The sequence below is a fragment of the Chryseobacterium sp. c4a genome, from assembly GCF_009900745.1.
GTDB lineage: Bacteria > Bacteroidota > Bacteroidia > Flavobacteriales > Weeksellaceae > Chryseobacterium.
Genome location: NZ_WXVU01000003.1, coordinates 113534 through 137053 on the forward strand (window position 1 = coordinate 113534; position 23520 = coordinate 137053).

The 23520-nt window shown below is 35.4% G+C and carries 24 protein-coding genes; 14 read left to right on the forward strand and 10 right to left on the reverse strand.

All coding sequences use genetic code 11. The features are described 5' to 3' along the window. The first annotated feature begins 74 nt into the window (after window positions 1-74). Both GTR01_RS06530 and GTR01_RS06535 read left to right on the forward strand, forming a co-directional pair. Complete coding sequence (locus tag GTR01_RS06530) at window positions 75-914, forward strand: glycosyltransferase family 2 protein (protein WP_160137060.1); 840 nt, start codon at window positions 75-77, stop codon at window positions 912-914. After that, complete coding sequence (locus GTR01_RS06535) at window positions 914-2074, forward strand: glycosyltransferase (protein ID WP_160137061.1); 1161 nt, start codon at window positions 914-916, stop codon at window positions 2072-2074. The genes GTR01_RS06530 and GTR01_RS06535 overlap by 1 nt, the downstream gene beginning before the upstream one ends. Here the strand turns inward: GTR01_RS06535 and GTR01_RS06540 are convergent, their stop codons facing one another. Genes GTR01_RS06540 through GTR01_RS06550 form a run of 3 tightly spaced genes read right to left on the reverse strand, consistent with a single transcriptional unit; the run spans window position 2075 to window position 4066 of the window. After that, entirely contained in the window at window positions 2075-2833 is a 759-nt protein-coding gene (locus GTR01_RS06540; RefSeq protein ID WP_160137062.1) for an SDR family NAD(P)-dependent oxidoreductase, read from the reverse strand. Then, complete coding sequence (locus tag GTR01_RS06545) at window positions 2833-3066, reverse strand: phosphopantetheine-binding protein (protein ID WP_160137063.1); 234 nt, start codon at window positions 3064-3066, stop codon at window positions 2833-2835. The genes GTR01_RS06540 and GTR01_RS06545 overlap by 1 nt, the downstream gene beginning before the upstream one ends. A gap of 25 nt (window positions 3067-3091) precedes the next feature. Further along, window positions 3092-4066, reverse strand: coding sequence for a 3-oxoacyl-ACP synthase III family protein (locus GTR01_RS06550; protein ID WP_160137064.1), 975 nt, complete (start codon window positions 4064-4066; stop codon window positions 3092-3094). A gap of 137 nt (window positions 4067-4203) precedes the next feature. On the opposite strand from GTR01_RS06550, the gene GTR01_RS06555 reads away from it, so the two are divergent. The 3 genes from GTR01_RS06555 (at window position 4204) to GTR01_RS06565 (ending at window position 6631) form a co-directional block, all read left to right on the forward strand. Next, entirely contained in the window at window positions 4204-4680 is a 477-nt protein-coding gene (locus GTR01_RS06555; RefSeq protein WP_228452172.1) for an acyltransferase, read from the forward strand. Window positions 4681-4916: 236 nt separating this feature from the next. Then, window positions 4917-6062: a glycosyltransferase gene (locus GTR01_RS06560; RefSeq protein ID WP_160137066.1), complete on the forward strand. Its 1146-nt coding sequence runs from the start codon at window positions 4917-4919 to the stop codon at window positions 6060-6062. An 11-nt stretch (window positions 6063-6073) separates the two neighbouring features. Beyond that, on the forward strand, window positions 6074-6631 hold the full coding sequence (locus GTR01_RS06565; RefSeq protein WP_160137067.1) for a serine acetyltransferase: 558 nt from the start codon (window positions 6074-6076) through the stop codon (window positions 6629-6631). Here the strand turns inward: GTR01_RS06565 and GTR01_RS06570 are convergent. Further along, window positions 6628-6987, reverse strand: a complete 360-nt coding sequence (locus GTR01_RS06570) for a DUF2306 domain-containing protein (protein ID WP_228452173.1) — start codon at window positions 6985-6987, stop codon at window positions 6628-6630. The genes GTR01_RS06565 and GTR01_RS06570 overlap by 4 nt on opposite strands. 290 nt (window positions 6988-7277) lie before the next feature. Here GTR01_RS06570 and GTR01_RS06575 point away from each other — a divergent pair, with 290 nt between their 5' ends. The 4 genes from GTR01_RS06575 (at window position 7278) to GTR01_RS06590 (ending at window position 10699) form a co-directional block, all read left to right on the forward strand. Then, complete coding sequence (locus GTR01_RS06575) at window positions 7278-7946, forward strand: carbonic anhydrase (RefSeq protein ID WP_160137068.1); 669 nt, start codon at window positions 7278-7280, stop codon at window positions 7944-7946. Between the two features lie 22 nt (window positions 7947-7968). After that, on the forward strand, window positions 7969-8268 hold the full coding sequence (locus GTR01_RS06580) for a hypothetical protein (RefSeq protein ID WP_160137069.1): 300 nt from the start codon (window positions 7969-7971) through the stop codon (window positions 8266-8268). 147 nt (window positions 8269-8415) lie between these two features. After that, window positions 8416-10008, forward strand: a complete 1593-nt coding sequence (locus tag GTR01_RS06585) for a SulP family inorganic anion transporter (protein WP_160137070.1) — start codon at window positions 8416-8418, stop codon at window positions 10006-10008. A 55-nt stretch (window positions 10009-10063) separates the two neighbouring features. Then, window positions 10064-10699: a carbonic anhydrase gene (locus GTR01_RS06590; protein WP_160137071.1), complete on the forward strand. Its 636-nt coding sequence runs from the start codon at window positions 10064-10066 to the stop codon at window positions 10697-10699. A 150-nt stretch (window positions 10700-10849) separates the two neighbouring features. Here the strand turns inward: GTR01_RS06590 and pth are convergent, their stop codons facing one another. The 6 genes from pth to mfd form a co-directional block, all read right to left on the reverse strand. After that, window positions 10850-11413, reverse strand: a complete 564-nt coding sequence (pth, locus tag GTR01_RS06595; protein WP_160137072.1) for an aminoacyl-tRNA hydrolase — start codon at window positions 11411-11413, stop codon at window positions 10850-10852. An 85-nt stretch (window positions 11414-11498) separates the two neighbouring features. Further along, window positions 11499-12440, reverse strand: coding sequence for a hypothetical protein (locus GTR01_RS06600; RefSeq protein WP_160137073.1), 942 nt, complete (start codon window positions 12438-12440; stop codon window positions 11499-11501). A gap of 369 nt (window positions 12441-12809) precedes the next feature. Beyond that, on the reverse strand, window positions 12810-13550 hold the full coding sequence (locus tag GTR01_RS06605; protein ID WP_160137074.1) for a hypothetical protein: 741 nt from the start codon (window positions 13548-13550) through the stop codon (window positions 12810-12812). A 9-nt stretch (window positions 13551-13559) separates the two neighbouring features. Next, complete coding sequence (locus GTR01_RS06610; RefSeq protein WP_160137075.1) at window positions 13560-14381, reverse strand: hypothetical protein; 822 nt, start codon at window positions 14379-14381, stop codon at window positions 13560-13562. A 9-nt stretch (window positions 14382-14390) separates the two neighbouring features. Next, window positions 14391-15212 (reverse strand): hypothetical protein, encoded by an 822-nt coding sequence (locus tag GTR01_RS06615; RefSeq protein ID WP_160137076.1) that lies wholly within the window; start codon window positions 15210-15212, stop codon window positions 14391-14393. A 373-nt stretch (window positions 15213-15585) separates the two neighbouring features. Beyond that, window positions 15586-18954, reverse strand: a complete 3369-nt coding sequence (mfd, locus tag GTR01_RS06620; RefSeq protein ID WP_160137077.1) for a transcription-repair coupling factor — start codon at window positions 18952-18954, stop codon at window positions 15586-15588. Between the two features lie 252 nt (window positions 18955-19206). On the opposite strand from mfd, the gene GTR01_RS06625 reads away from it, so the two are divergent. From GTR01_RS06625 to GTR01_RS06645, 5 genes are all read left to right on the forward strand, one after another. Continuing rightward, complete coding sequence (locus GTR01_RS06625) at window positions 19207-19602, forward strand: hypothetical protein (RefSeq protein WP_160137078.1); 396 nt, start codon at window positions 19207-19209, stop codon at window positions 19600-19602. A 179-nt stretch (window positions 19603-19781) separates the two neighbouring features. Next, entirely contained in the window at window positions 19782-20087 is a 306-nt protein-coding gene (locus tag GTR01_RS06630) for a hypothetical protein (protein WP_160137079.1), read from the forward strand. A gap of 137 nt (window positions 20088-20224) precedes the next feature. Then, complete coding sequence (locus GTR01_RS06635; RefSeq protein WP_160137080.1) at window positions 20225-21724, forward strand: GH3 auxin-responsive promoter family protein; 1500 nt, start codon at window positions 20225-20227, stop codon at window positions 21722-21724. 69 nt (window positions 21725-21793) lie between these two features. Further along, window positions 21794-22156, forward strand: coding sequence for a hypothetical protein (locus GTR01_RS06640; RefSeq protein ID WP_089734860.1), 363 nt, complete (start codon window positions 21794-21796; stop codon window positions 22154-22156). 92 nt (window positions 22157-22248) lie between these two features. Further along, a complete protein-coding gene (locus GTR01_RS06645; protein WP_160137081.1) occupies window positions 22249-23484 on the forward strand; it encodes an MFS transporter in 1236 nt (411 codons plus the stop codon). Window positions 23485-23520: the final 36 nt, after the last annotated feature.

A 23520-nucleotide genomic window follows, 5' to 3' on the forward strand; every position in this document is an offset into this window, starting at 1 on the left:
CTGATAAAAATACAAAGCCCTGTCATTATGATAGCCAGACAGGAATAAATGATCAACACTCGTTATAAAACACTATGAAGTTTTCCGTACTTATTGCCCATTACAATAATGCTGCATTGTTTAGGGACTGTTACAATTCCCTTACTAAGCAAACTTACCCAGATTGGGAAGCCGTTATCGTAGATGATGCATCTTCAGAAGAAGAACGAGAACAAGTAAAGGCTCTTATTGCAGGAGACAAAAGATTCAAGTTTTTTGAAAATGAAAAAAATAGCGGTGTTGGAGTTACAAAAAGCAGGCTTATAGACTTGGCTACCGGAGAAATCTGTGGTTTTGTAGATCCTGATGATGCTATACTTCCCACAGCTATCGAAAAGACCATTCAGATTTTTAAAAATAAAAAGAATGTAGTACTCACCTATTCCCGCTTTATGGGCTGTGATAAGGATCTTAAACCTATTGCCCCATTTAAATCTGCCATGCAGGTAAGGAATGGAGACCCTTATTTCTTTAATTACCCTAATCAGATCAATCATTTTGTAACATTCAGAAAGGATGTTTATGAAAAGACAGAAAAAATGAATACTGAATTGAGGATTGCAGAAGATCAGGATCTTTATCTCAAGATGTATGAAAAAGGAGATGTTTATTTTATAGATGATACCAATTATCTTTACAGAGCACACTCCGGAGGCATCTCTCAAAATGACAACAAAGGAAAGTCCTATGATTACTTTGCTCAGGTTGTTTTGGCTACAATGAAAAGGAGAAGGCTTACCACCATCAATGGAAAAAAAATTCCGGAAAAATATACCAATCATCAAGAGATTTTCGCGCTGTTGGAATATCAGCATGGAATTTGGTACAGGATAAAGAAAAATATAGTCATTACATTACAAAAACTTTTCAGATAATGTCAGAAAACAAAAAAATACAGGTTCTTTTCAGACACCGTTCTATGGAAATGGGAGGCGTGGAAAAAGTGATATTAAGTATGCTCAACAATCTTAATCCTGATAAATTTGACATTACGGTTTGCCTGAACCTGAATCAGGGAGAACTGAAGGATGAATTTCCAAAGCATGTAAAAAAAGTGTATCTGACGGAAGGAAAAGAAAGTTTCTCTCAAAACCCTCTTGTCCATAAGCTTCAGCTTATCCGCAGAAGGCTAAAACTTTCAAAGGCATTAAAAGACCATAAAATATCGGATCGGATCCTGGGAAATAAAAAATTTGATATCGAGATTGCTCCTACTTACGCGGCCTTCTCTTCGGTTATCAATTCCAGCAATCACGCATCCAAAAAAATAGGATGGTTTCACTCCGAAATCAATATTCCTGGGATGAAGCCTTTGGTTCCGGATATTCTTAAAAACTTTCCTCAGTTTGATCACATGATCTATTGTTCTCAAAAGATCAAGGATATTATGCATCAATCTTATCCGAATTTGCAATACCCGGCAGAAAGTGTTGTCATTAATGCCATTCCTATTGAAGAAATCAAAAAGAAAGCGGAAGAAAAAATACAAGACTTTCCAAAAGGGCCGGTTTTTGTTTCCGTAGGCCGCCTTCATACCAGAAAAGGCTATCATAAGCTTATTGATGCTCACAAAAAATTGATTAATGAAGGGTTTCAACACAGTATTGTGATTGTGGGTAATGGTGAAGAAATGAAAAACCTGACAGAGCAGGTGCAGGCAAATAACGTACAGGACACCTTTATTTTATTGGGTAACAGAATGAATCCTTATCCTTACATAAAAAATGCAGATTACTTCATTCTTTCCTCTGAATCAGAGGCATGGCCATTGGTAGTAGCAGAAGCGTTGATTCTTCAGACTCCTATTATTGCTACGGATACCGGAGATGTGGGAGTCATGGTAAGAGACAAAGAGACAGGATACCTCATCAATTATGATACGAATGAGATGTATGAAGCCATGAAAACATTTCTGACAGATCCTGAACTTATCACCAAGATCAGAAAAAATCTGGAAACTATAGAAGATCAATTTGATAATCAGAAGATTTTCAATGCCGTTGAAGAGATCATTGAAAATCTTTATCAAAAATAATTACTGAGCAGAATACCCTCCGTCTACAACCAAATTGGAGCCTGTAATCCATTTTGCAGCATCAGAAAGCAGGAAAATACAGGCATTAGCCACATCTTCTGGTTTTCCGATTCCAAGGGGATGTTTTTTTAGAATTTCCTCAGCAGCTTCTTCCCCAATGTTTCCAAACATTTTTTCCAATATTGGGGTATGTACCATTGCCGGGCTGATACTATTCACTCGTACATTGCTTCTGGAAAGCTCCATTGCCATAGAACGTGCTCCTGAAATAACAGCTCCTTTACTGGAAGAATAAGCGGCTTTCCCGATTTCTCCCACCATTCCTGCTACAGAAGAGATAAATACAAAACTAGATGTTTCTGTTTTGTATTTTTTAAGGGATAAAATCTTGGCAATTTCAAATCCGGCAATAACATTCACTGCAAAAATGTCGTGGTATAATTGTGGGGTATGCTTTTTAAGTGGCAATGTTTTTTCAACACCCGCGCAGTGGATAAATCCTGAGATCTTCCCTATTATTGAAACCTTCTCAGCGATAAGCTCTTCAAGGTTTTCACACTGGGCAATATCAGCAATGATGGTTTCCACCTGAGTATCATGAGCCAGCATAGAAACTGTTTTCTGCAGTTCTTCTTCATTCCTTGCAATAAGGATGAGACTTGCTCCACTCTTGCTGCATTCTACAGCACAGCTTCTCCCGATTCCGGAAGAAGCCCCTGTAATAAGAATAATTTTATCTTTTAATGAAAACTGATTCATTAATCTTCAAAGTTTTCTTTACCAATAAGATCTCTCAGATCTGAAACCGTTTCAATGTCTTTAAAATGTTTTGTATCAACTTTTTTATTGAAATTTTCGTCTACAAAAGCGATAACGGAAAGTAAGCTGATAGAGTCATAGCTCTCCAATGCTTTCAGATTCGTATCTAATGTAAGCGTTTCATCTTCTTCTAATTCTTCTTGTAATTTTTCCAAAAAAACGGATGTCTTCATATATTTTTTATTTATGATGTTATAATTAAATTTCCAATATTGTTGCTCCCCAGGAGTACCCTACTCCAAAACCTGCCAGTAAAACTTTATCTCCTTCCTTCAACATTCCTTTATCCATCATATTTTTCAGAGCAATCGGAATGGTTGCAGAGACTGTATTTCCTGTTTTTTCCATATCAATATAGAACTTTTCCTTCGGAATCTTGGTCTTTTTTCTCAAATAATTCAGCATGAACGAATTGGCTTGGTGAAAAACAAAATGATCAATATCATCCATCGTTAATCCATTCACTTCCATCGTTTCTTTTACCAGTCCCGGAATATTTTCAATCGTAAAATTGAAGATCTCAGGGCCATTCATATAAAGGTTTTCCGGTGCAAATTCATTTTCAGGATTCAATTCAAAATCAGTTCTGAAAGCTCCTTTTTTAACAATAAGATTTTCTGCACCACTGCCGTCTGTTCCCAGACAGAATTTATAATCATTCCCTGTTTCAGATTTTTCAATGATTGCTGAAGCAGAGGCATCCCCAAATATACTTCGGTTTCCTTTATCTTTAGGGTTGATATGTTTGGTATATGTTTCTGAAGTTACCAGTAAAATATGCTGGGCAATTCCTGCAGCGATTAAACCTTTAGCAAATGCCAGTCCATAGACGAATCCGGAGCATCCAAGATTAAAATCCATAGCACCGATATTCTTTCTCAAACCAAGTTTATCTTGCAAAATACAGGCTGTTGTAGGAAGAAAATAATCAGGGCTTTGGGTACAGAAGAGAATAAAGTCGATCTTATTCCTGTCGTAGTTCTCCAATACTTTTTCGGATGATTTAACAGCAAGATCCAATACTGTTTCGTTTTCTGATGAAATGTGGCGTTGTGCGATGCCTACTTTCTCCTGAATCCTTTCGGAACTCCATTCAGGGAACTCTTTTTCCAAATCCTCGTTGGTAAGAACCAGCTCCGGCAAATAATATTCTATTTTGGAAACTTTTATCATATAAATTCTTTTTCTTTGCAAAAGTAAAAAACAAATTTACAATAATGATCTTCATATACCGAATAGTACTGAAAATACATTCTACCTATCATACCTTTTTAAATAAAGCGAGTTTGGAGGTAGCAAAATATCGTGGTATGAAAGTAGGAAAAAATTTCAATATGCCTGACAAAATTTATTTTGGTACAGAGCCTTATCTTATTGAAATTGGTAATGATGTCAATATAGCTGCCGGGGTAAGATTCGTTAACCATGGCGGAACAACTACCCTTCTGAGAAAGCTTCCCGGCTATGAGGATGCTAGAATTATGGGTCGCATTAAAATCGGAAACAACTGTACCATAGGAATCAACTGTGTTATTACGCAGGATGTACAGATTGGAAACAACTGCATCCTGGGTGCAAACTCTGTTTTATCTCAATCGATGCCTGATAATACTGTATTTATAGGAAATCCGGCTCAGTTCTTATGCACCATTGAAGATTATGGCGATATTGTTTTGAAAAACAACCCAGATTATCCGAGAGAACTGGAAAAAGATCGTAAAAAGCTTGATGAATATATTAAAGCAAATCTTCCTCATAAATACAAAAAAGCAAGAAGGATCAGATAAGCCTATCCTCTACAATAAGAAGTTCTATCTTTCCATTATACTTCCTTTCGAATATCCTTTGTTTAACAATATTTTATATTCTTTCTGAACGGAAGCATCGTTTTTTTTATATTTTTGTAAGGTATCCCAAAAAAATCACTGGAATGCATAATAGAAAAATCATTACTAAAAAACTGTTTTTTTATTGATCATAAAACAGTCAGCAATTATTTTTCGCGGAATATAAAGAGCTCTGAATGAAAAAAAAGATTCTTATACGTATTGGATCCCTCCGCCACGGTGGTGCAGAAAAAGTTTTAGTAAATTTTCTTAAAAACCTTCCCGAAGACAAATATGAAGTTGATTTACTGATCAATCTCTATACAGGAATGTATATCAAGGAAGTCCCATCATGGGTAAACCTCCGTTATCTTTTGAAAGGGGAAATGATCACCACCAACAAACCTCATGAAATTCCGGTAAAAGCTTTCAGAGTACTTTATCAGAAAATGTTTCTGTGGTTCCCTTTCCTGTTGTATACCTTTGTATTAAAGAATAAAAAATATGACGTTGAAATAGCAGCCATTCATGGAATGTATAAAGAACTGCTATCCAGCCCGCAAAAAGATTCTAAAAAAATAATCTGGATTCAGAATGATATCTTTAATCTAAAAGAATATACGCCAGATGTTATCAGACAGCTTTTTAAGTTTGACAGAATACTTGTGATTTCCAATAAACTGAAAGAAGAAATGCAGAAGCTGGCACATCATGACAGAGAAAAGGAGGCTGTTGTAAAAATCTTCAACCCTATTGATTCACAAGACACTCTACAAAAGGCTGAAATTGAAATTAATGATTATCCGTTTTCCAAAGATCTTCCAACTTTTGTCACTATAGGTACAGTATATCCTCAAAAAGGGTATGATAGACTTCTGGATGTTCATAAAAAGCTAATGGATGAAGGATTGAATCATCAAATCATTATTATTGGTGATGGATTTGATTTTGAAAACATCCAGGCAAAGCTTAATCAGCTTGGGCTTCAGGAGACTGTAAAAATGCTTGGTTTCAGAAGCAATCCTTATCCTTATCTTAAACAATCGGATTTCTATGTAATGTCATCCCGACATGAAGGATTTCCTACCATCATTGCAGAAGCACTTATTTTGGATAAACCTGTTGTTTCAACCGATGTTTCAGGAATAAAAGACCTGCTTCAGGATGGGAAATTAGGTATTATTACTCCTAATTCAGAAGATGGAATTTATGAAGGAATGAAAAAGTTCCTTATCCATAGAGAACTTGCCGGGCAATACGAGAAAGAAATAGCACAAACAGATCTGCCGTTTGTACTTGAAAAATCGGTAGCTCATCTACAGGAAATCATAGACCACGTATAAGATATTGTACTATGCCAGAGTATACAACAATACAGAAAGATTTTTATAGGGAAGGCGGACAATGGCTTTCCACTTTTGGGATTTGGAAAAAATGCATCAACCCAAATCTTCATTATCTCTATGTTTTTAGAAAAGCTCAGAAATATCAGAAAAAATCTATTTCCGGGCTATTCTGGAAATTTGTTTTAAGGCATTACCAGATAAAATATGGCTTCCAGATTTATCCTGAAACGCAAATTGGAGAAGGATTATATCTGGGACATTGGGGAGCGCTTGTCATCAATCCTAAAGCTAAAATCGGTAAAAACTGTAATATCGCACAAGGTGTCACTATTGGACAGCAGAACCGAGGAAAAAACGAAGGTTATCCTGTTATCGGAAATGAAGTATGGATAGGCCCTAACGCAGTTATTGTCGGCCATGTGAATATAGGGAATAATGTATTGATTGCTCCTAATGCGTATGTTAATTTTGATGTCCCCGAAAATTCAATGGTCATGGGAAATCCGGGTAAAGTATATCCTAGTCTAGAAGCCACGAAGGGGTATATTAACAACAAAATTTCTTAATCCGCTTTAAAACTTTTTTTGTTAATAAAATAAGCTGCCATTACATTGGGAAGCCAACATAGCCATGCTACAATAAGATAAGAGCTATCAGGATCTTGTGTGATGCTCTTTAGTATGGGATACCAAAGTCGTAGTGTTACTACGGTAAATGTACATGCATAACTATAAGTCATAAGTTGTCTATGCATCTCCACATTTCCTTTTCTGATCTGCATAACCCCAGCCAATGTAGTTATGAGCCATACAAATCCTAAACAGATAAATCCGACAGATGAGATCAATCCCCCATTGGCATACATTCCCATATAGCAGCTATAGAACTTATCTAGACTATCCCTATTCCTTGAAGGAGGCAAAAAATTTAAAATATTTTAATCTCCAGAGTCTATTTTATGGTTTTTACTTTGTAATTTTAGCTTAGTTTTTTAAACGTTTGGATTATTAAGAAGCCTCTACTCACTCTAAGACAAAGTATATAGGGATATTAGATATGATTTTAAGCATATTTTAATATTAAACTTTGTTAAAAGTGGATAGTTTTTCTGCAAAAAGTATATTTTTGCATAATTATTGATTCAGTCTATTGAATTCGAAAATAATTTAAACGAAATAAATAATTATAAACCTTTTTTAAAAATTTAAAATTATGTCACAATCGTACGAGGTTATTTTTGAGAACAATAAGAAATGGGTAGAATCTAAAATTTCGGAAGATCCAAACTTCTTTCATGAGCTGGCAAAAACTCAACACCCGGATTATCTTTATATAGGATGTTCAGACAGTAGAGCTACAGCGGAAGAATTGATGGGTGCCAAACCGGGAGAGGTTTTTGTTCACAGAAACATCGCCAATGTTGTGAATACTTTAGATATGAGTTCCACTGCGGTTATTCAATATGCAGTAGAACATCTTAAAGTGAAACACATTGTGGTTTGCGGACATTATAACTGTGGTGGTGTAAAAGCAGCGATGACTCCTCAGGATTTAGGATTATTGAATCCTTGGTTGAGAAACATCCGTGATGTTTACAGATTGCACCAGGCAGAACTTGATTCTATCGAAGATGAAGATAAGCGTTATGACAGGCTTGTTGAGCTTAATGTTCAGGAACAATGTATCAACGTTATTAAAATGGCTTGTGTACAGGAAAGGTATATTTTAGAAGAACAACCTATTGTACACGGCTGGGTATTTGACCTTAGAACAGGTAAAATCATTGATCTTGAGATTGATTTTGAGAAAACTCTAAAAGATATCCAAAAGATCTACAACCTTACCGGTTCCGATTGGGTAATGAGCAGAAAGACTAAATAGTTTTTCTAAAAAAGAATGTGAAATGAAATTCTGGAGTATTATTGTATTAACGTTTTTTCTGAATTTTACAGCGCTGCCAAGCATTGCTGCGGTGGCAGGCTGGGACATTCTTAGAACGAATATAATAATCAACGAAGAAGAACCGCATTCACACCCATCATCCTTTATTGTTTACGAAAAGACAATTCCAAAACCTTTGGATGTTTTCGACTATCTGAAGTTTTCTGAGCCTGCACCTCAGTCTATGTCTTTTGTACTGATAGATGATTCTTTTCATCTGTCCCCTTTACTTAGCATATTTTCTCCGCCTCCGGAAGCTTAATTTTAAAGTAGTAGTTAGATTTTCTATAATTATTCATGCCTTTTCAGGCACTGAATAAGCTGTTTATGCTTAAAAATTAATTTTCCAATCTTTTATAATTGATTATTTAATAATAAATCAATCGGTTATAATATTTTCAAAAATATCATGAAAAAAACATCATTATTAGGAGGAATCAAGGAGAATTTCCCTTCCGGACTCGTTGTATTCTTAGTAGCACTACCATTGTGCTTAGGGATCGCTTTAGCATCTGGAGCACCACCATTGTCTGGAATTATTTCCGGAATCGTAGGTGGTCTTGTTGTAGGATTTCTTAGTAATTCAAATATATCAGTTTCCGGGCCTGCGGCAGGTCTTACCGCTATTGTATTGACTGCCATTACTGATCTTGGAGCATTTGAACTGTTCTTATGTGCCGGAATCATTGCAGGACTTATCCAATTGGTTTTAGGTTTTGTAAGAGCTGGTAGTATTTCCAACTATTTCCCCAATAACGTTATTGAAGGAATGTTGGCTGCTATTGGTATCATTATTATTTTAAAACAAATTCCTCATGCATTGGGGTTCGATAAAGACTACGAAGGGAACCAATCTCTTTTTAGTAACGGATTGAACTTTGGTTATTTTACAGAACTCTTTGGAGCGATTCACCTTGGAGCTATTATTGTAACTCTTGTCTCTGTAGGGATCCTTATTGCCTGGGATAAAACTCCGGCTCTTAAAAGAATGAAAATGCTTCCGGGAGCATTGGTAGCAGTAGTGGTCGGAATTTTGTTAAATGAAATGTTCAAATTATCAGGAAGCGCTTTAGCGATTGGTACAGAACATTTGGTATCACTGCCTGTTCCAAAATCAATGGATGATTTTAAAAATCTGATCACAATGCCGGATTTCGGAGGATTTACCAATCCTAAAGTATGGATCGTAGGAGCAACGATTGCCATTGTAGCTTCTATTGAAACTTTACTGTGTATTGAAGCCTCAGACAGATTAGATAAGCAAAGAAGAATTACCGACACCAACCTTGAGCTTAAAGCGCAGGGAATCGGAAACCTGGTAAGCTCATTTATTGGAGGGCTTCCTATGACATCTGTAGTCGTAAGAAGTTCTGCGAATGCCAGCGCCGGAGCAACTTCTAAATCATCAGCAATGATCCATGGTGTTCTTTTGTTAGTATGCGTACTTACGATTCCGTTTATTCTGAATCTTATCCCATTAGCAACCCTTGCTGCTGTATTGATCCTGGTAGGATATAAACTGGCAAAACCTGCTACATTCAAACACTTCTGGCATCTTGGAAAATTCCAGTTTGTACCATTTGTGGCGACTGTTGTAGCCGTTGTAGCTACCGACCTGTTAAAAGGAGTAGGAATTGGTCTTGCTATTTCTGTATTCTATATTCTTCAGGGAAATATGAAGAGAGCTTATTATCTGAGCAGAGAAAAGCTGGATGATGCAGATGGAATTAAAATAAAGCTGGCTGAAGAAGTTTCATTTTTAAACAAAGCAGCCATTAAAAAAACACTTAAAAACATAAAATCTAACTCTACGGTAATCATCGATGCAAGAGAAACTTCATACATTACAACAGATGTACTGGAAATGATCCAGGATTTTGCCAATATCCGTGCAAAAGAAGAAGATATCAATGTAGAACTTTTAGGCTTTAAAACATCCTATAAAGATTATGAAAGAAGCGAAGATTCTCACATCCTGATTACGCACAAAAGAGCAATGTAAGCTCAATTCAACTATTTTATTTTATTTTTAACAATTCAACAAACAACTAAATTATATGAAAGCACATACATACGAAACTCAATCTACCATTACTCCTGAAAAAGCATTAGAATTTTTGAAGGAAGGAAACCAAAGATTCGTTAATAACCTTAAAGCCAACAGAGATCTTCTGGAGCAGGTAAATGCAACTCGTGAAGGACAATGGCCTTTTGCAGTAGTTCTAAGCTGTATAGACAGTCGTACTTCTGCAGAATTAATTTTTGATCAGGGATTGGGAGATGTTTTCAGTATCAGAATTGCCGGTAATTTTGTAAACCAGGACATTCTTGGTTCCATGGAATTTGGCTGTAACGTGGCAGGTTCTAAACTGATTGTAGTTTTAGGACACACTAAATGCGGAGCTTTAAAAGGAGGTCTTGATGCAGCACAAATTGAAGGAATGGGAATGGATAACCTGAACCACCTAATCAATCATTTCAATCCTATTATCAATGAAGTGATTGAAGAAAATGAAGAACGTTCATCAAAAAACAGTTCTCTTTTAGAAAGACTTAATCACCAGAATGTAAAAAGCGCTATCGAAGATATCCGTAAACAAAGCTCAACGCTTAAGAGACTTGAGGAAGAAGGTAAAATCAAAATCGTTGGAGCTAACTACGATGTTGAAACGGGAGCAGTAAGCTGGTTATAAAATAATCAAGAGATCCTATTTAGTTACTTACTCAAAAAGTATATAACATAGCTCAGATAAATTGATTGGAAATTAATTTAAATGCATAACAGAAGGCCATCGGAAATCCGATGGCCTTTATTTATAAAACTGAAACGAAGTCTCTGTTATCTACTTTCCGTTAAATCCGGACATCGTATTACTGATTCCCGCAAAGACAAAGGAAAGACTGGCTTTAGAAAAAGTATCTATTCTTTCGGTAAGTTTTTCAGTTTCTTCTTCATTCCAAGTTCCCAATACATAATCCACCTGTCGTCCTGCAGCAAAATCTGCTGAAATCCCAAAACGAAGTCTTGCATAGTTCTGGGTCTGTAATACTTCGTTAATATTTTTAAGCCCATTATGACCTGCATCAGAGCCTTTACCTTTCAGTCTCAAAGTTCCGAAGGGAAGTGCCAGATCATCCGTTACAATCAGGATATTTTCTAAAGGAATGTTTTCTTTCTGCATCCAGTATCTCACGGCATTCCCTGATAAATTCATATAGGTATCCGGTTTAAGAACGAAAACTTTTCTGCCCTTATACTTCCCTTCTGCCATCCAGCCAAAATTAGCTGTATTAAATGATACTTCAAGCTTTTCAGCGATTTTTTCAGCGACTTTAAAGCCTATATTGTGTCGTGTATTTTCATATTCTGAGCCTTTGTTACCCAGCCCAACGATTAAATATTTCATCAGAAATTTTTTGCAAAATTAAGGCATAAAAAATAAAAAACTCAACCTTAGGAAGATTGAGTTTAAATATTGTTAAAAAACCATTCTATTGTGGTTTATAAATATAGTTTATGCCATAGCCTTTTGTCATGTAAGTCTGCGGATCATATACATAATTCGTACTCTGTACAATAGGAGTTGGAATTGGTACCGTAATATCGGTTACAGACCATCTCTTAGGACTATTAGGAGACAGAATTAAGCTTTCTTTATCATTACGTTGAGTAGATAATAATCTTGAAATTTTATACGTGTTTGGTAATAATGTAAATGGGCTGATCTGCTGATCGTAAGCATAATACTCATAGCTATATTTTTCAGTAGGAGTACCGAAAACATCTGGATTATTCGATGTTATTGGGCCATATACTTTAAGTACTTTAGACACATTATCTCCTACATAAGAATAATCTGCTTTTGAGTAATCAGTATACTTAATTTGAGCTCCTCCTTTCTCTAATCCTTTTATCGTAGTGATCGTTTCAAGCTTTGAAGTAGCCGTATTATATGTTAAAGTATAAATGTATCTTTCTTCAGCAAATAAGGTTTGAGGGCCTGGTTTAGTAGAAGGTGGAACCGGGGCTGGTCTTCTGAAAACAGAACGTGTTTCAGAAATTGATTGCAGCCTGCTATTGTTTCCATAATTGAATTGTCTGCTATAAGATATACTGTCTTTATCCAGTTTTCCATTTCCATCAAGATCAAGGAAACCTCTAAAATTGATTTGACTGATTCGATCACCACTATACATGATATCTGTAATAGAAGCACTATCTGTGATCACTCTACTTACAAGAAGACCACTGTACTGATATTCAGCGATGGTATTTTTATCTGTAACTTCTTTATATAAAGCTCTTGGGCCGCTAAGTCCTTCTGTCTTATTCAGATCTAAAAGGGGATTCCCATCTTCATCCACTAAATTTTTGCAGGAATGTATTGAAGAAAAGCCTGCAATTAATAAGATAACATAGAAAATTTGTTTCATTTCCTGGTAATTGATTATTTTTTGACAAATATAATTTTTTTTCGCAAAGAAATTATATGATTATTTATATTCTAATAAGATTAACAACAACAGTAAGAGTCAGATTTTGAGACTTATTATCAAAATTTGATCTGTTTTCGAAGTTGCTGCCCTGTAGGTGATAAAGCCAGCAGACCGGACGGAGTAATACCAGCAAATACTTTAAGAAAATAGTTTTTTACCATATATTTTTAATTTGTTCAAATATAATTCAATTTTATACAATACAGATTATTTAAACCTATAAATTCACAAAGAATATAGCAAATAAATAAAAAAATCTAAAAACATAACGCTTTTAGATTCTTAATTATTGTATGACTATGAAAATTAATAAGGCTGTAATACCGATGTTGTTAAAACAGATTGTGCCATATCACTGGTAAGAGCTGAAGTATCTACGGCTCTTCCTATTCCAAGTGTTGTATTATTTAATGTTCTGTTTATGCAAGCTACTTTAACAGAGTATTTATTTTTAGGAGTAAGATTCTCAAGAGTTGCATTAAGATTAAAAATCTTATAAGCTCCACTATCTCCTAACAATACATCCGTTCTTACTGCTTTAAGTTTGTTATCTACAAAAATACCGCAAGCAAAACTCGCAGAGGATGTGCCATAATATATTTTTTGGGCAATTGTTTGAAAGGAAAACGTTACTTTATTCGTAGCGTTCGTTACTGAAAAAGTATCTACGGCTTGAGGTAATACCGTCCAGTTTCCTTCCAGATTAGCATTTTCAATATATGGTTTTGCACTTCCACTATCAGTAAATAATACCCCAGTCTGATCTGCTACTGTATTAATAGAAAACAAAGACATACTTCCTTGTCCATCAGCTATTTTAATACTTTTCCAATCATTTGCTTTTATTTCCGAGTTGTTATGGAAAATATCCCCAGCGTTCCCAGCCGATCCTTTCAATACATCAGTACCATTAGTTCTCAATTCCTTTCGAACATTGATATCTCCGTTCACATCTAATTTATTAACAGGAGTTGTGGTATTAATACCTATCTGAGCCTGCATGAGTCCAATCATCAATAAAAATTGAACAAAAAATATTTTTTTCATAATTTGTTTTTAATTTATGATTGGGTTAAATACTTGTGGAATCTCATATACATCCACTTTTAAAGATGACTGAGCAATGAATTCATTAATATTGTCATTCGTATTTATCCCAATACCTAAAGTTCTGTTGGTAGAATTTCCATACGATGCAAGCCTTGAACAAGCTACACTTACGGTATGCTCCCCTTTGGAAAGATTAGTTACCGCTCCAATTTGATTATGAGTTAGGAAAGGAAACTGAGCACTGCTTGCTTTTAAATTATTCTGTCTTAAACTGATCAGTTTATCATCTACAAAAATACCACAGGCATAGTCTATTGATGTATCAGTAGCTCCATTCGGCCCAAAATCAGCCTGCACCACTGTTTCGAATTGAAAATAAGCCTTACTTTCTGTACTGAAAATCTGGATTTTCTGTGATAGCTTATCAATTTTCCTAAATGTAGTTAGATTAGAAAAGTCTGTTCCTTTTACAAAAGCTGCAGCTTTAGAAGTTCCACTTGAAGGAGGTTGATCCCAATAACTAAACTGAACTCCTGTTTTATCTGAAAAGGAATTATTAAAGATCAGGTAAAATTTGTTCGGCTCATATTCAGGAATACGAAGGGTCTTCCAAATAGGCGGATATCCTTCTCCTTGAGAAACCAGTATCTGGTCATTGTTACCTAAAGAAAGTGTATTATCATTCGTATCAAGTACAGCAATCTTATCTCTCAAATTCAAGTCTCCGTTTACGTCTAACGTTGCTTTTGGAGATTCAGTGTTAATACCCACCTGTGCAGAAAGCGTCAGTGCCGAGGCGAGCAGTAAAGTCGATAATATATTTTTCATCAGTTGGTTTTAATTAGATTTATAAGTTACATATTCAATGACATCAATCTTCATATTAGACTCCAATGTAAATGCATTGGATGCTCCATTTGAACTTTGAACATCACGACCTATAGCAAACTGAGAGTTTACATTTGAAGTACTGATCTTTCTGCATGCAATTTCAAGATTCTGTATTCCAACAGGAACATTAATTTCTGTATAATTGAGTGTAAAAACATAATCCTGAATCCCTGCTTTTCCGGAATTATTACTGGAAGCTACCCTATCAGGACGTACTGCTACCAACTTATCATTTCTAAAAACAGCACAAGCAAATCTTACATTATCAGATATAGTAGACTGTGGTGCCCTCATTTCAACTCCCGTTTGAAACTGATAAGTAAGTCTGTTTTTACCATTTTTGATCATAAATGAGTTTTTAAGCCCCGCAATTTTCACCCATTTACCTTTTGAAGCGTCTTTAATATCATCTCCAACATTATTTCTAGAGACACCATCTCCTTGAATACCGTTGGAAAGTTCTGTAACACCTACCTGATCTGATGATAAATATGAATTAATTAGTTTGTACTGCCCCTCTTCCATAAAAGGAACATTAATTGATTTCCAAACAGGAGATTTGCCTTCTCCCTGAGAAACCAATACCTGACCATTCAACCCAGCATTTCCTGCTTTGGTCGAAGTTCCGCCTACTCTAAGTTCTTTTCTTAAGGTGGTTTTGCCGTTCACATCGAGTGTCGATTTTGGCTTCGGAGTTCCGATTCCCACCTGTGCGTGAGCATAGAAGGAAAAGAATCCAACTACACAACAAAATATAATTTTTTTCATAATAAGGACTGCAAATGTACAAATTATGAATCGAAAAAATTCCAGTTATAATAGTTAAACCTATAGAAATAAACACATTACACGATAGAAATAATTATATAAAAAAGTAGAATTATTTCTACAACGATCGGTTTTTAAAATTAAAATAAAAATGTATACCACCTTAAACCACTTTCCCATCGGGTTTTATCACATCATATTTTCTCATTAAAAAGTGACTTTATACCCATTTAAAAGAGCTTAATTCTCTTAATAAGGAATATTAGCCTCGAAAAACATGATAAGAATCACAAAAAAACCATATAAAAAAAGTGAATTTTTATATGGTTTACGATTAATTACGGAAAACTTATTAATTTTTGCAAGCTATATTTCAATTATGTTCAATAATAGCCTTTAATAAAACATTCACTTCATCTACATTTTTCACCCGTTCTTTTCTCATCATCAACTGATTTCCTTCTTTACCAGACTTTTCTTTAAGCTGTGCTTCGGCAGGATTTCTTGTTAAATAATTAATGATATGTCTGAATCTATCTGTCTGATAGAATTTATCCTGAGGATTGCTAGGAAAATAACCTAAGAATATACCATTCTTCATCACAATCTTTTCAAAACCTATATCTGCAGCCAGCCATTTTAAAGAAACACTTTTCAATAGATTAATGGCCTCTTTCGGTAATGCCCCAAACCTATCAATCAGTTCAAGCTCAAACTGATGAAGATCTTTTTCATTATTGATCTCCGCTATTTTCTGATACAATAATAATCTCTCTTCCGTATTGGAAATATAAAAATCAGGAAGCATTAATTCAAGATCCGTATCGATATTAACATCTTTTACGGATTTGAAAAGTTTTTGTCTGTCTTCTTCATTTTCAAACAGATTCTCAAAATCCACATCATCTTTCAATTCTTCAAGAGCCTCCTGCATCAGCTTCTGATAGGTTTCAAATCCCATCTCATTGATAAAGCCACTTTGCTCAGCTCCTAGCAAATCTCCGGCACCACGAATTTCAAGATCCTTCATTGCAATCTGAAAACCACTTCCTAAATCAGAAAATTGTTCAATGGCTTCCAATCGCTTTCTGGCATCAGAAGTCATCATATCATAAGGTGGGGTGATCAAATAACAGAATGCCTTTCTGTTGCTTCGCCCTACCCTTCCTCTCATCTGGTGAAGATCTGCCATTCCAAATCGCTGAGCATCATTAATAAAGATCGTATTCGCATTTGGAACATCTACTCCACTTTCTACAATAGTGGTAGAAACAAGCACGTCATATTTTCCTTCCATAAAGTCCAGAACATTCTTTTCCAACTGCTTGCCATCCATCTGACCATGCCCTGTAATCACTCTTGCATCTGGAACCAAACGTTGGATAAGTCCGGCAATATCTTTAAGATTTTCAATTCTGTTATTGATAAAATACACTTGTCCGTCTCTCTGAATTTCATAGGAAATAGCATCACGAATTGTTTCTTCATTAAATCCTACCAACTGTGTATCTACAGGCTGTCTATTGGGTGGTGGTGTTTTAATGACAGATAAATCTCTTGCCGCCATCAAAGAAAATTGCAATGTTCTTGGAATTGGAGTTGCAGTCAATGTAAGCGTATCAACATTATTTTTTAGGGTCTTCAGTTTATCTTTTACCGAAACCCCAAACTTATGTTCTTCGTCAATAATCAATAGGCCAAGATCTTTAAACTTAACAGAACTGCTCGCCAGCTGATGGGTTCCGATAATTATATCTACCTTTCCGTTTTTCAGATCATCCAGCGTTTCGGATTTCTGCTTAGCTGTTCTGAATCTGTTCACATAACCAACATTTACCGGAAAATCTTTAAGCCTTTCCTTAAAACTACGATAGTGCTGAAACGCCAAAATAGTAGTAGGAACAAGCACTGCTACCTGTTTACCATCTGTCGCAGCTTTAAATGCGGCACGGATAGCCACCTCTGTTTTCCCAAAACCTACATCTCCACAAACCAGGCGATCCATCACAGTATCCGCTTCCATATCTTTTTTCACATCTACAGTAGCTTTTTCCTGATCCGGAGTATCTTCATAAATAAAACTCGCCTCCAGCTCATTCTGTAAATAAGAATCCGGAGTATAAGCAAATCCCTTTGCTGATTTTCTTTGAGCGTATAATTTAATAAGGTCAAATGCAATCTGCTTTACCTTAGCTTTAGTTTTCTGTTTTAGCGACTTCCATGTTGGAGAACCCAGCTTACTCAACACAATTTCTCTTCCATCTGGCCCATTGTATTTAGAGATTTTATGTAACGAGTGAATACTTACATATAGTAAATCTCCGTTTTTGTAAGTGAGTTTAAAACATTCCTGGATTTTTCCGTCATTATTCACCTTCACCAATCCCATGAATTTCCCAATTCCATGATCGATATGGGCAATATAATCCCCAATCTTTAAGGACATCAGATCTTTCAAAGTAAGCTGCTCTGATTTTGCAAAGGTATTTTTAGCCTTATACCTCTGATAACGATCAAAAATCTGATGGTCGGTATAAACCAGCAGTTTGTGCCCATTATCCACAAAACCTTCATGCAGTTCAGATTTAAAACTTTTAAAAGGAAGTTCATGTTCCAGCTCTTCAAAAATAGACTCCAGTCTTTCTTTTTGTTTTTCCGTTGAAAAGGAAATCCACGTATCGAATCCAGCTTGTTGTTTTTCCTCAATATCTTCGATCAGGAGTTCAAAATTTTTATGGAAAGAAGGCTGTGGGAGCTGCTCCATTTTAATTTCGGTAATTTCTTTTAACCCTTCAATAACTACATTTCCGAAATCAACCGTTTTAAACTTTTTATAATCAAATAAAAACTCCTGATCAGAAATAAAAAGTTCCTGTGGAGCTCTATGTGAAATATCTTTACTTAAGGTTTCATATTTTTCAAGGGACTTTTCATAAAAGGTTTTAATCTTCTGCATTCCCACCATTCCATTTTTGGAAATCACATAACTTTCTTTAGGCAATAGTTGCAGCAGTGAAACCCTGGTTCCTGTTACCGAAAAGTTCATATTGGATACCAATTGAAAATCCTTCACTTTATCTACGGAAAGCTGAGTTTCTATATCAAATGTTTTAATACTTTCTACCTCATTCCCAAAGAAGGTAATCCTATAGGGTTTTTCATAGGAATAAGAAAACACATCTACAATTCCTCCTCTTACAGAAAACTCTCCAGGCTCTGAAACGAAATCTGTCTGTTGGAAATGATAATGATTTAGCAATTCATCCACAAAATCAAAGTCTAATTGATCCCCTACTTTTATATGATGAGAAATTGCTTTGAAATCTTCTTTCTTCAAAACTTTTTCTGACAAAGCTCCCGAATAAGCAACAATAACTTTTGGAGATCTTCCTGAATTGATCTTATTCAACACCTCTGTCCTTAGTACAAGATTTGCGTTTTGTGTTTTCTCTACCTGATAAGGTTCAAGGTGAGTAGCGGGAAAATACAATACTTTATCTTTTCCAAGCAGATCTTCCATTTCGGTATTGGCATACAATGCATCCTCTTTATCATCTACCAGATAAAGAATGTTTTTTTTCTGAACCAAAAAAAGTTCAGCTACAAAAACAGAAACGGAAGACCCTGCACTTCCCTTCACGGCAATATGCTGACTATTTTCTAACTGAGTAAAAATTTCTTTTCCGAATTCTTTCTGCATCAGATCCGGAAGGAACTTTTCATTGATGGATTTTAACTGCATAAATAGTAATGGTATAAACGACAAAAGCGATTTCGGGAGTTTTCCGAAACCGTTAAATACTATACAAAGGTAAGGATATTTTTTTCTTCAAGCCCAAAGAACGGGAACTTTTCAGATTTAAAATGAACCACTTAGCTTATTTAAATCTTAATTTTTTACTAATTTTTTTAATTCTCTGTTAAAAAAAAATGAATATTTTCTCATGGCATAGTGTTTGGGACTTTAAATCAACCAAACATTAAAAGTAGTATTATGAAAAAAGCAATGAAAATTTTAGGAGTTTTGATGTTGTTCGTTTTTACAGCATTATCTTTTTGGTCGTGTAGCAAGGATGATGATCCTGCAGACAATGACTTTTTTGCAGGAACGTACAAAGGAAGCGTATCTTATAAAGACGGTGGCTCCACCAATATAAGTACTAACGACGGAAGTGTATTTGTAACGAAGATTGCCAGTGGTACCAAGTATAACTTTACTTTCTCAAACAGCATCCCAAGTTTAAATGGAATAGAATTCAACAAACAAGGCGACAACACCTTGGTCATGGTTGGGTCTACAGCAACCTCTTATATCAGAATTGATAATAACACATTAAAAATTTTATACATCCAGGATGGCAAAACATGGACAGCCAACTGTACGCGTTAAACCATCTATTGTTTATGTAAAAGCCTGTTCTCCCAATCGGAAAACAGGCTTTTTTAATATTTATACTATTACTTTAATTTTTTTTTAAGCTGTAATAAACTTTAGTTAAGTTTAAAAAACTAAAATTTTTAGCCTGCTTTTTGTATATCTTTAATCAACAAAAAATAAACAGTATTCCTATGAAAAAATTATTATCAGCAATGTCATTAATCTTAGGATTAGGCCTTGCTACTGCTCAGCAGACTGCTCCCGCTACAAGCGCACCTCATGCTCCAGTTGTAAAAACGACCGCTAAAGCTACTAAACCAGCAGAAGTAAAAGCGGCGAAACCTATGGCTACTAAAACAGCTAAACCGGCAGAGGTAAAACCAGCTCAACCTGCAGTTAAAATGAAAAAAGATGGTACTCCGGACAAGAGATACAAAGATAACAAGCATCTTAAAAAAGATGGTACTCCGGATAAAAGATACAAAGAAAACAAATAAAGCATAACATTAACATATAGTTGTTATTTTCATAATCAAATTTCGAGAAAAGCCGATGAATTCGTTTCATCGGTTTTTTTATGTCATACCTGCTAAAAAGGGTTCCACAATTCTCTACTTATTTATAAATTTGAACCATGTTAAACTTCTTCAAGAAAAATGCGGCGCTTATCTGGGCAAAAAAACATGTCCGAAAAGCAGAGGAATTCAAAAAAAATGCAGAAAAAAACCAAGAGGATTTATTAATTTCCCTTGTCAATACAGCCCAAAAGACACTTTTCGGGCGGGAGCATGATTTTGAAAGCATTCATTCTGTAAAGGATTTTCAGAACAGGGTTCCTATTTCCGACTACGAAGATTTAAAACCGTACATTGAAAGAGTAAAAAGAGGACAGGGAAATATTCTTTGGACAGATACTCCTGAATATTTCGCTAAAACTTCAGGAACCACTTCGGGTTCAAAATATATTCCTATATCAAAAGAAGGAATGCCTTATCAGATTGTCGGAGCTCAAAGTGCTTTATTTCATTATATCAGTAAAAAAAACAACGCTGATTTCGTAAACGGAAAGATGATCTTCTTACAGGGAAGCCCTGAATTAGAAGAAGTTTTCGGAATTAAAACGGGAAGACTATCCGGAATTGTCGCTCATCATATCCCTAATTATCTTCAAAAAAACAGACTACCAAGTTGGGAAACCAACATCATGGAAGATTGGGAAGCTAAAGTAGATAAAATTGTGGAAGAGACAGAAAGTCAAAACATGACCTTAATTTCGGGAATACCACCTTGGCTGATCATGTATTTTGAAAAACTGACCGAGAAACATGGTAAAAAAATAAAACAACTCTTTCCCAATCTGCAGCTTCTGGTTACAGGGGGTGTAAATTACGAACCTTATCGTGATAAAATGGAAGATTTATTGGGTGGAAAGGTAGATATTATTCAAACTTTTCCTGCTTCTGAAGGTTTTTTCGCGTTTCAAGACGATTATACAAAGGAAGGTCTTTTATTACTAACCAACCATGGCATTTTTTATGAGTTTATTCCATTAGAAGAATATGGAAAGCCTAACGCCCGCAGATTAACATTAAAGGAAATTGAACTCAATAAAGACTACGCTCTGATTCTTACGACCAACTCAGGATTATGGGCTTACTCCATTGGAGATGTTGTCAGGTTTATTAACAAAAACCCATACAGAGTTCTGGTAAGCGGAAGAACAAAACATTTCACTTCTGCATTTGGAGAACATGTAATTGCGTTTGAAGTAGAGGAAGCCATGAAAGCAACTCTTGAAAAATATCCTGCCCAAATCACTGAATTTCATCTTGCACCACAAGTAAACCCTACAGAAGGGCTTCCTTACCATGAATGGTTGATCGAATTTGAAAAGGATCCTGAAAATCTGGAAGCATTCATAAATGAATTGGATCAGCAGCTTAGAAACAGGAATACGTATTATGATGATCTGATTTCGGGAAATATTTTACAAAAGCTTCATATCACAAGGCTTAAAAAGAATGCATTCCATGAATATGCAAAATCTCAAGGAAAGCTAGGGGGACAAAATAAAACTCCAAGATTGGGCAATGACAGAAATATCGCAGATTTGTTAGAAATTTACAAACTTTAAAGATATTTTTTCAATTCCGAAAACGTATATTCGAAAAAAATTATAAATTTGAAAAACTAAACGAAAATAATGAAAGCATCTGTACTGTTGAAATCATCTTTATTAACGTCTTTATTTGTTATTACATCTTGCGCTACCACAAAATACAGCGAGGATATTTCAAAAAATAACTACTCCAACCTGGAAGCCGGAAAGGTTTACAAAGTTACCATGAGAGACGGATCTCCAAAACAAAAAATACTATTCAGAAACATTGTTGGAGATAATCTTGTAGGGACGGCTGGAAAAAAAGACAGTACAGAGGTAATTATCCCTAAATCTAATGTAGCAGCAGTGAAAGACAGAAGAAAAGCAAGAATTGCAGCAGGTGCCACTATTATTGGTGCTGCAGGAGTTGCTGCCATTGTGATCAGTTCTTCAAGAGCCGACTAAAATAGATTTTATCTTTTGATATATATTTAATATATCTTTTAAAAAACGATATACAGATAGCCCTAAATAAATTTTTAGGGCTATTTTTGTTCATGATTTCCTTTACCCCGTTACAGACATTACAAAATGTTGAGTTCAGAAATCTTCTCACCGGGAGATTTTTTATTGTTTTAGCTTTCAGAATGCTTGCTACCTTATTGGGATGGTGGGTGTATCAGTTAACAAAAGATCCTTTTTCAATTGGCCTTATTGGACTTTCAGAGGTGATACCGGCAGTAAGCTGTGCCTTATATGCTGGCCATGTTATAGATATGAATGAGAAAAAGAGATTATTACTCATCTGTAATTATGCTTATATTTTTCTGATTGGATTGCTTTTAATTCCTGCTTTTTTTAACGTGCAGATGCATTTTACAGGGCACGAAATCACTTATTACATCTATGGAGTTATATTTTTCACAGGCATTGCAAGAGCTTTTATAGGCCCAATTGTTCCTTCTATGATTCCTAAAATTGTAAAGAAAGAGAACCTACCGAATGCTGTTACTCTTAATCAGGCAACATTCCTTATCTCTTCGGTATGTGGGCATGCTATCGGGGGGCTACTCATCGGATATATCGGAGTACAATGGACACTGGTTGTTATTTTATCTTTAATATTTATTGCCTCACTCTTTTTCTGGCAACTGAATCAACAGCATTCAGAAAACAAGAAAGAAGCTGTAGATGTTGTAGAAAGCATGCGCGAAGGAATATCTTATATTTTTAAAACAAAGGAAATCCTGGGTGCTTTATGCCTAGACATGTTTGCTGTACTTTTTGGAGGAGCAGTAGCAATGATTCCGGTCTTTGCTACAGATATTCTGAATTCCGGAGCAGAAGGATTTGGTTTACTGAATGCAGGGTCTGATATTGGCTCCATGTGTATTATTACCCTTCTATCCATTGTTCCTTTACGAAAAAACCAGGGAAAAATATTACTTGCGGTAGTGACCGGATTCGGAATTTGCATCATTGGATTTGGATTATCAAAACTTTACTGGCTTTCTTTTATGTTCCTGGTATTAAGCGGAATGCTTGATGGTATTTCCGTAGTTATCAGAGGAACTATTGTACAACTAAAAACACCTGATCATATAAGAGGAAGGGTTTTAAGTGTTAATTCAATATTCATTATGTCCAGTAATGAAATGGGACAATTTGAAAGCGGGGTAATGGCCAAAGCTTTAGGTGTAGTACGTTCAGTAGTATTCGGAGGATGCATGACGGTCTTGGTTGCCTTGATTGTTGGAAGCACTAATCCAAAGCTAAGAAAGATGCAATATTAACAAACTTATCATCAATTGATTTAAAAACACATAAAT

Excerpts from the sequence above, each read along its gene's own strand:
- GTR01_RS06530 (WP_160137060.1), top strand. The coding sequence starts at position 75 with ATGAAGTTTTCCGTACTTATTGCCCATTACAATAATGCTGCATTGTTT.
- GTR01_RS06535 (WP_160137061.1), top strand. The coding sequence starts at position 914 with ATGTCAGAAAACAAAAAAATACAGGTTCTTTTCAGACACCGTTCTATG.
- GTR01_RS06540 (WP_160137062.1), bottom strand. The coding sequence starts at position 2,833 with ATGAATCAGTTTTCATTAAAAGATAAAATTATTCTTATTACAGGGGCT.
- GTR01_RS06545 (WP_160137063.1), bottom strand. The coding sequence starts at position 3,066 with ATGAAGACATCCGTTTTTTTGGAAAAATTACAAGAAGAATTAGAAGAA.
- GTR01_RS06550 (WP_160137064.1), bottom strand. The coding sequence starts at position 4,066 with ATGATAAAAGTTTCCAAAATAGAATATTATTTGCCGGAGCTGGTTCTT.
- GTR01_RS06555 (WP_228452172.1), top strand. The coding sequence starts at position 4,204 with ATGAAAGTAGGAAAAAATTTCAATATGCCTGACAAAATTTATTTTGGT.
- GTR01_RS06560 (WP_160137066.1), top strand. The coding sequence starts at position 4,917 with ATGAAAAAAAAGATTCTTATACGTATTGGATCCCTCCGCCACGGTGGT.
- GTR01_RS06565 (WP_160137067.1), top strand. The coding sequence starts at position 6,074 with ATGCCAGAGTATACAACAATACAGAAAGATTTTTATAGGGAAGGCGGA.
- GTR01_RS06575 (WP_160137068.1), top strand. The coding sequence starts at position 7,278 with ATGTCACAATCGTACGAGGTTATTTTTGAGAACAATAAGAAATGGGTA.
- GTR01_RS06580 (WP_160137069.1), top strand. The coding sequence starts at position 7,969 with ATGAAATTCTGGAGTATTATTGTATTAACGTTTTTTCTGAATTTTACA.
- GTR01_RS06585 (WP_160137070.1), top strand. The coding sequence starts at position 8,416 with ATGAAAAAAACATCATTATTAGGAGGAATCAAGGAGAATTTCCCTTCC.
- GTR01_RS06590 (WP_160137071.1), top strand. The coding sequence starts at position 10,064 with ATGAAAGCACATACATACGAAACTCAATCTACCATTACTCCTGAAAAA.
- pth (WP_160137072.1), bottom strand. The coding sequence starts at position 11,413 with ATGAAATATTTAATCGTTGGGCTGGGTAACAAAGGCTCAGAATATGAA.
- GTR01_RS06600 (WP_160137073.1), bottom strand. The coding sequence starts at position 12,440 with ATGAAACAAATTTTCTATGTTATCTTATTAATTGCAGGCTTTTCTTCA.
- GTR01_RS06605 (WP_160137074.1), bottom strand. The coding sequence starts at position 13,550 with ATGAAAAAAATATTTTTTGTTCAATTTTTATTGATGATTGGACTCATG.
- GTR01_RS06610 (WP_160137075.1), bottom strand. The coding sequence starts at position 14,381 with ATGAAAAATATATTATCGACTTTACTGCTCGCCTCGGCACTGACGCTT.
- GTR01_RS06615 (WP_160137076.1), bottom strand. The coding sequence starts at position 15,212 with ATGAAAAAAATTATATTTTGTTGTGTAGTTGGATTCTTTTCCTTCTAT.
- mfd (WP_160137077.1), bottom strand. The coding sequence starts at position 18,954 with ATGCAGTTAAAATCCATCAATGAAAAGTTCCTTCCGGATCTGATGCAG.
- GTR01_RS06625 (WP_160137078.1), top strand. The coding sequence starts at position 19,207 with ATGAAAAAAGCAATGAAAATTTTAGGAGTTTTGATGTTGTTCGTTTTT.
- GTR01_RS06630 (WP_160137079.1), top strand. The coding sequence starts at position 19,782 with ATGAAAAAATTATTATCAGCAATGTCATTAATCTTAGGATTAGGCCTT.
- GTR01_RS06635 (WP_160137080.1), top strand. The coding sequence starts at position 20,225 with ATGTTAAACTTCTTCAAGAAAAATGCGGCGCTTATCTGGGCAAAAAAA.
- GTR01_RS06640 (WP_089734860.1), top strand. The coding sequence starts at position 21,794 with ATGAAAGCATCTGTACTGTTGAAATCATCTTTATTAACGTCTTTATTT.
- GTR01_RS06645 (WP_160137081.1), top strand. The coding sequence starts at position 22,249 with ATGATTTCCTTTACCCCGTTACAGACATTACAAAATGTTGAGTTCAGA.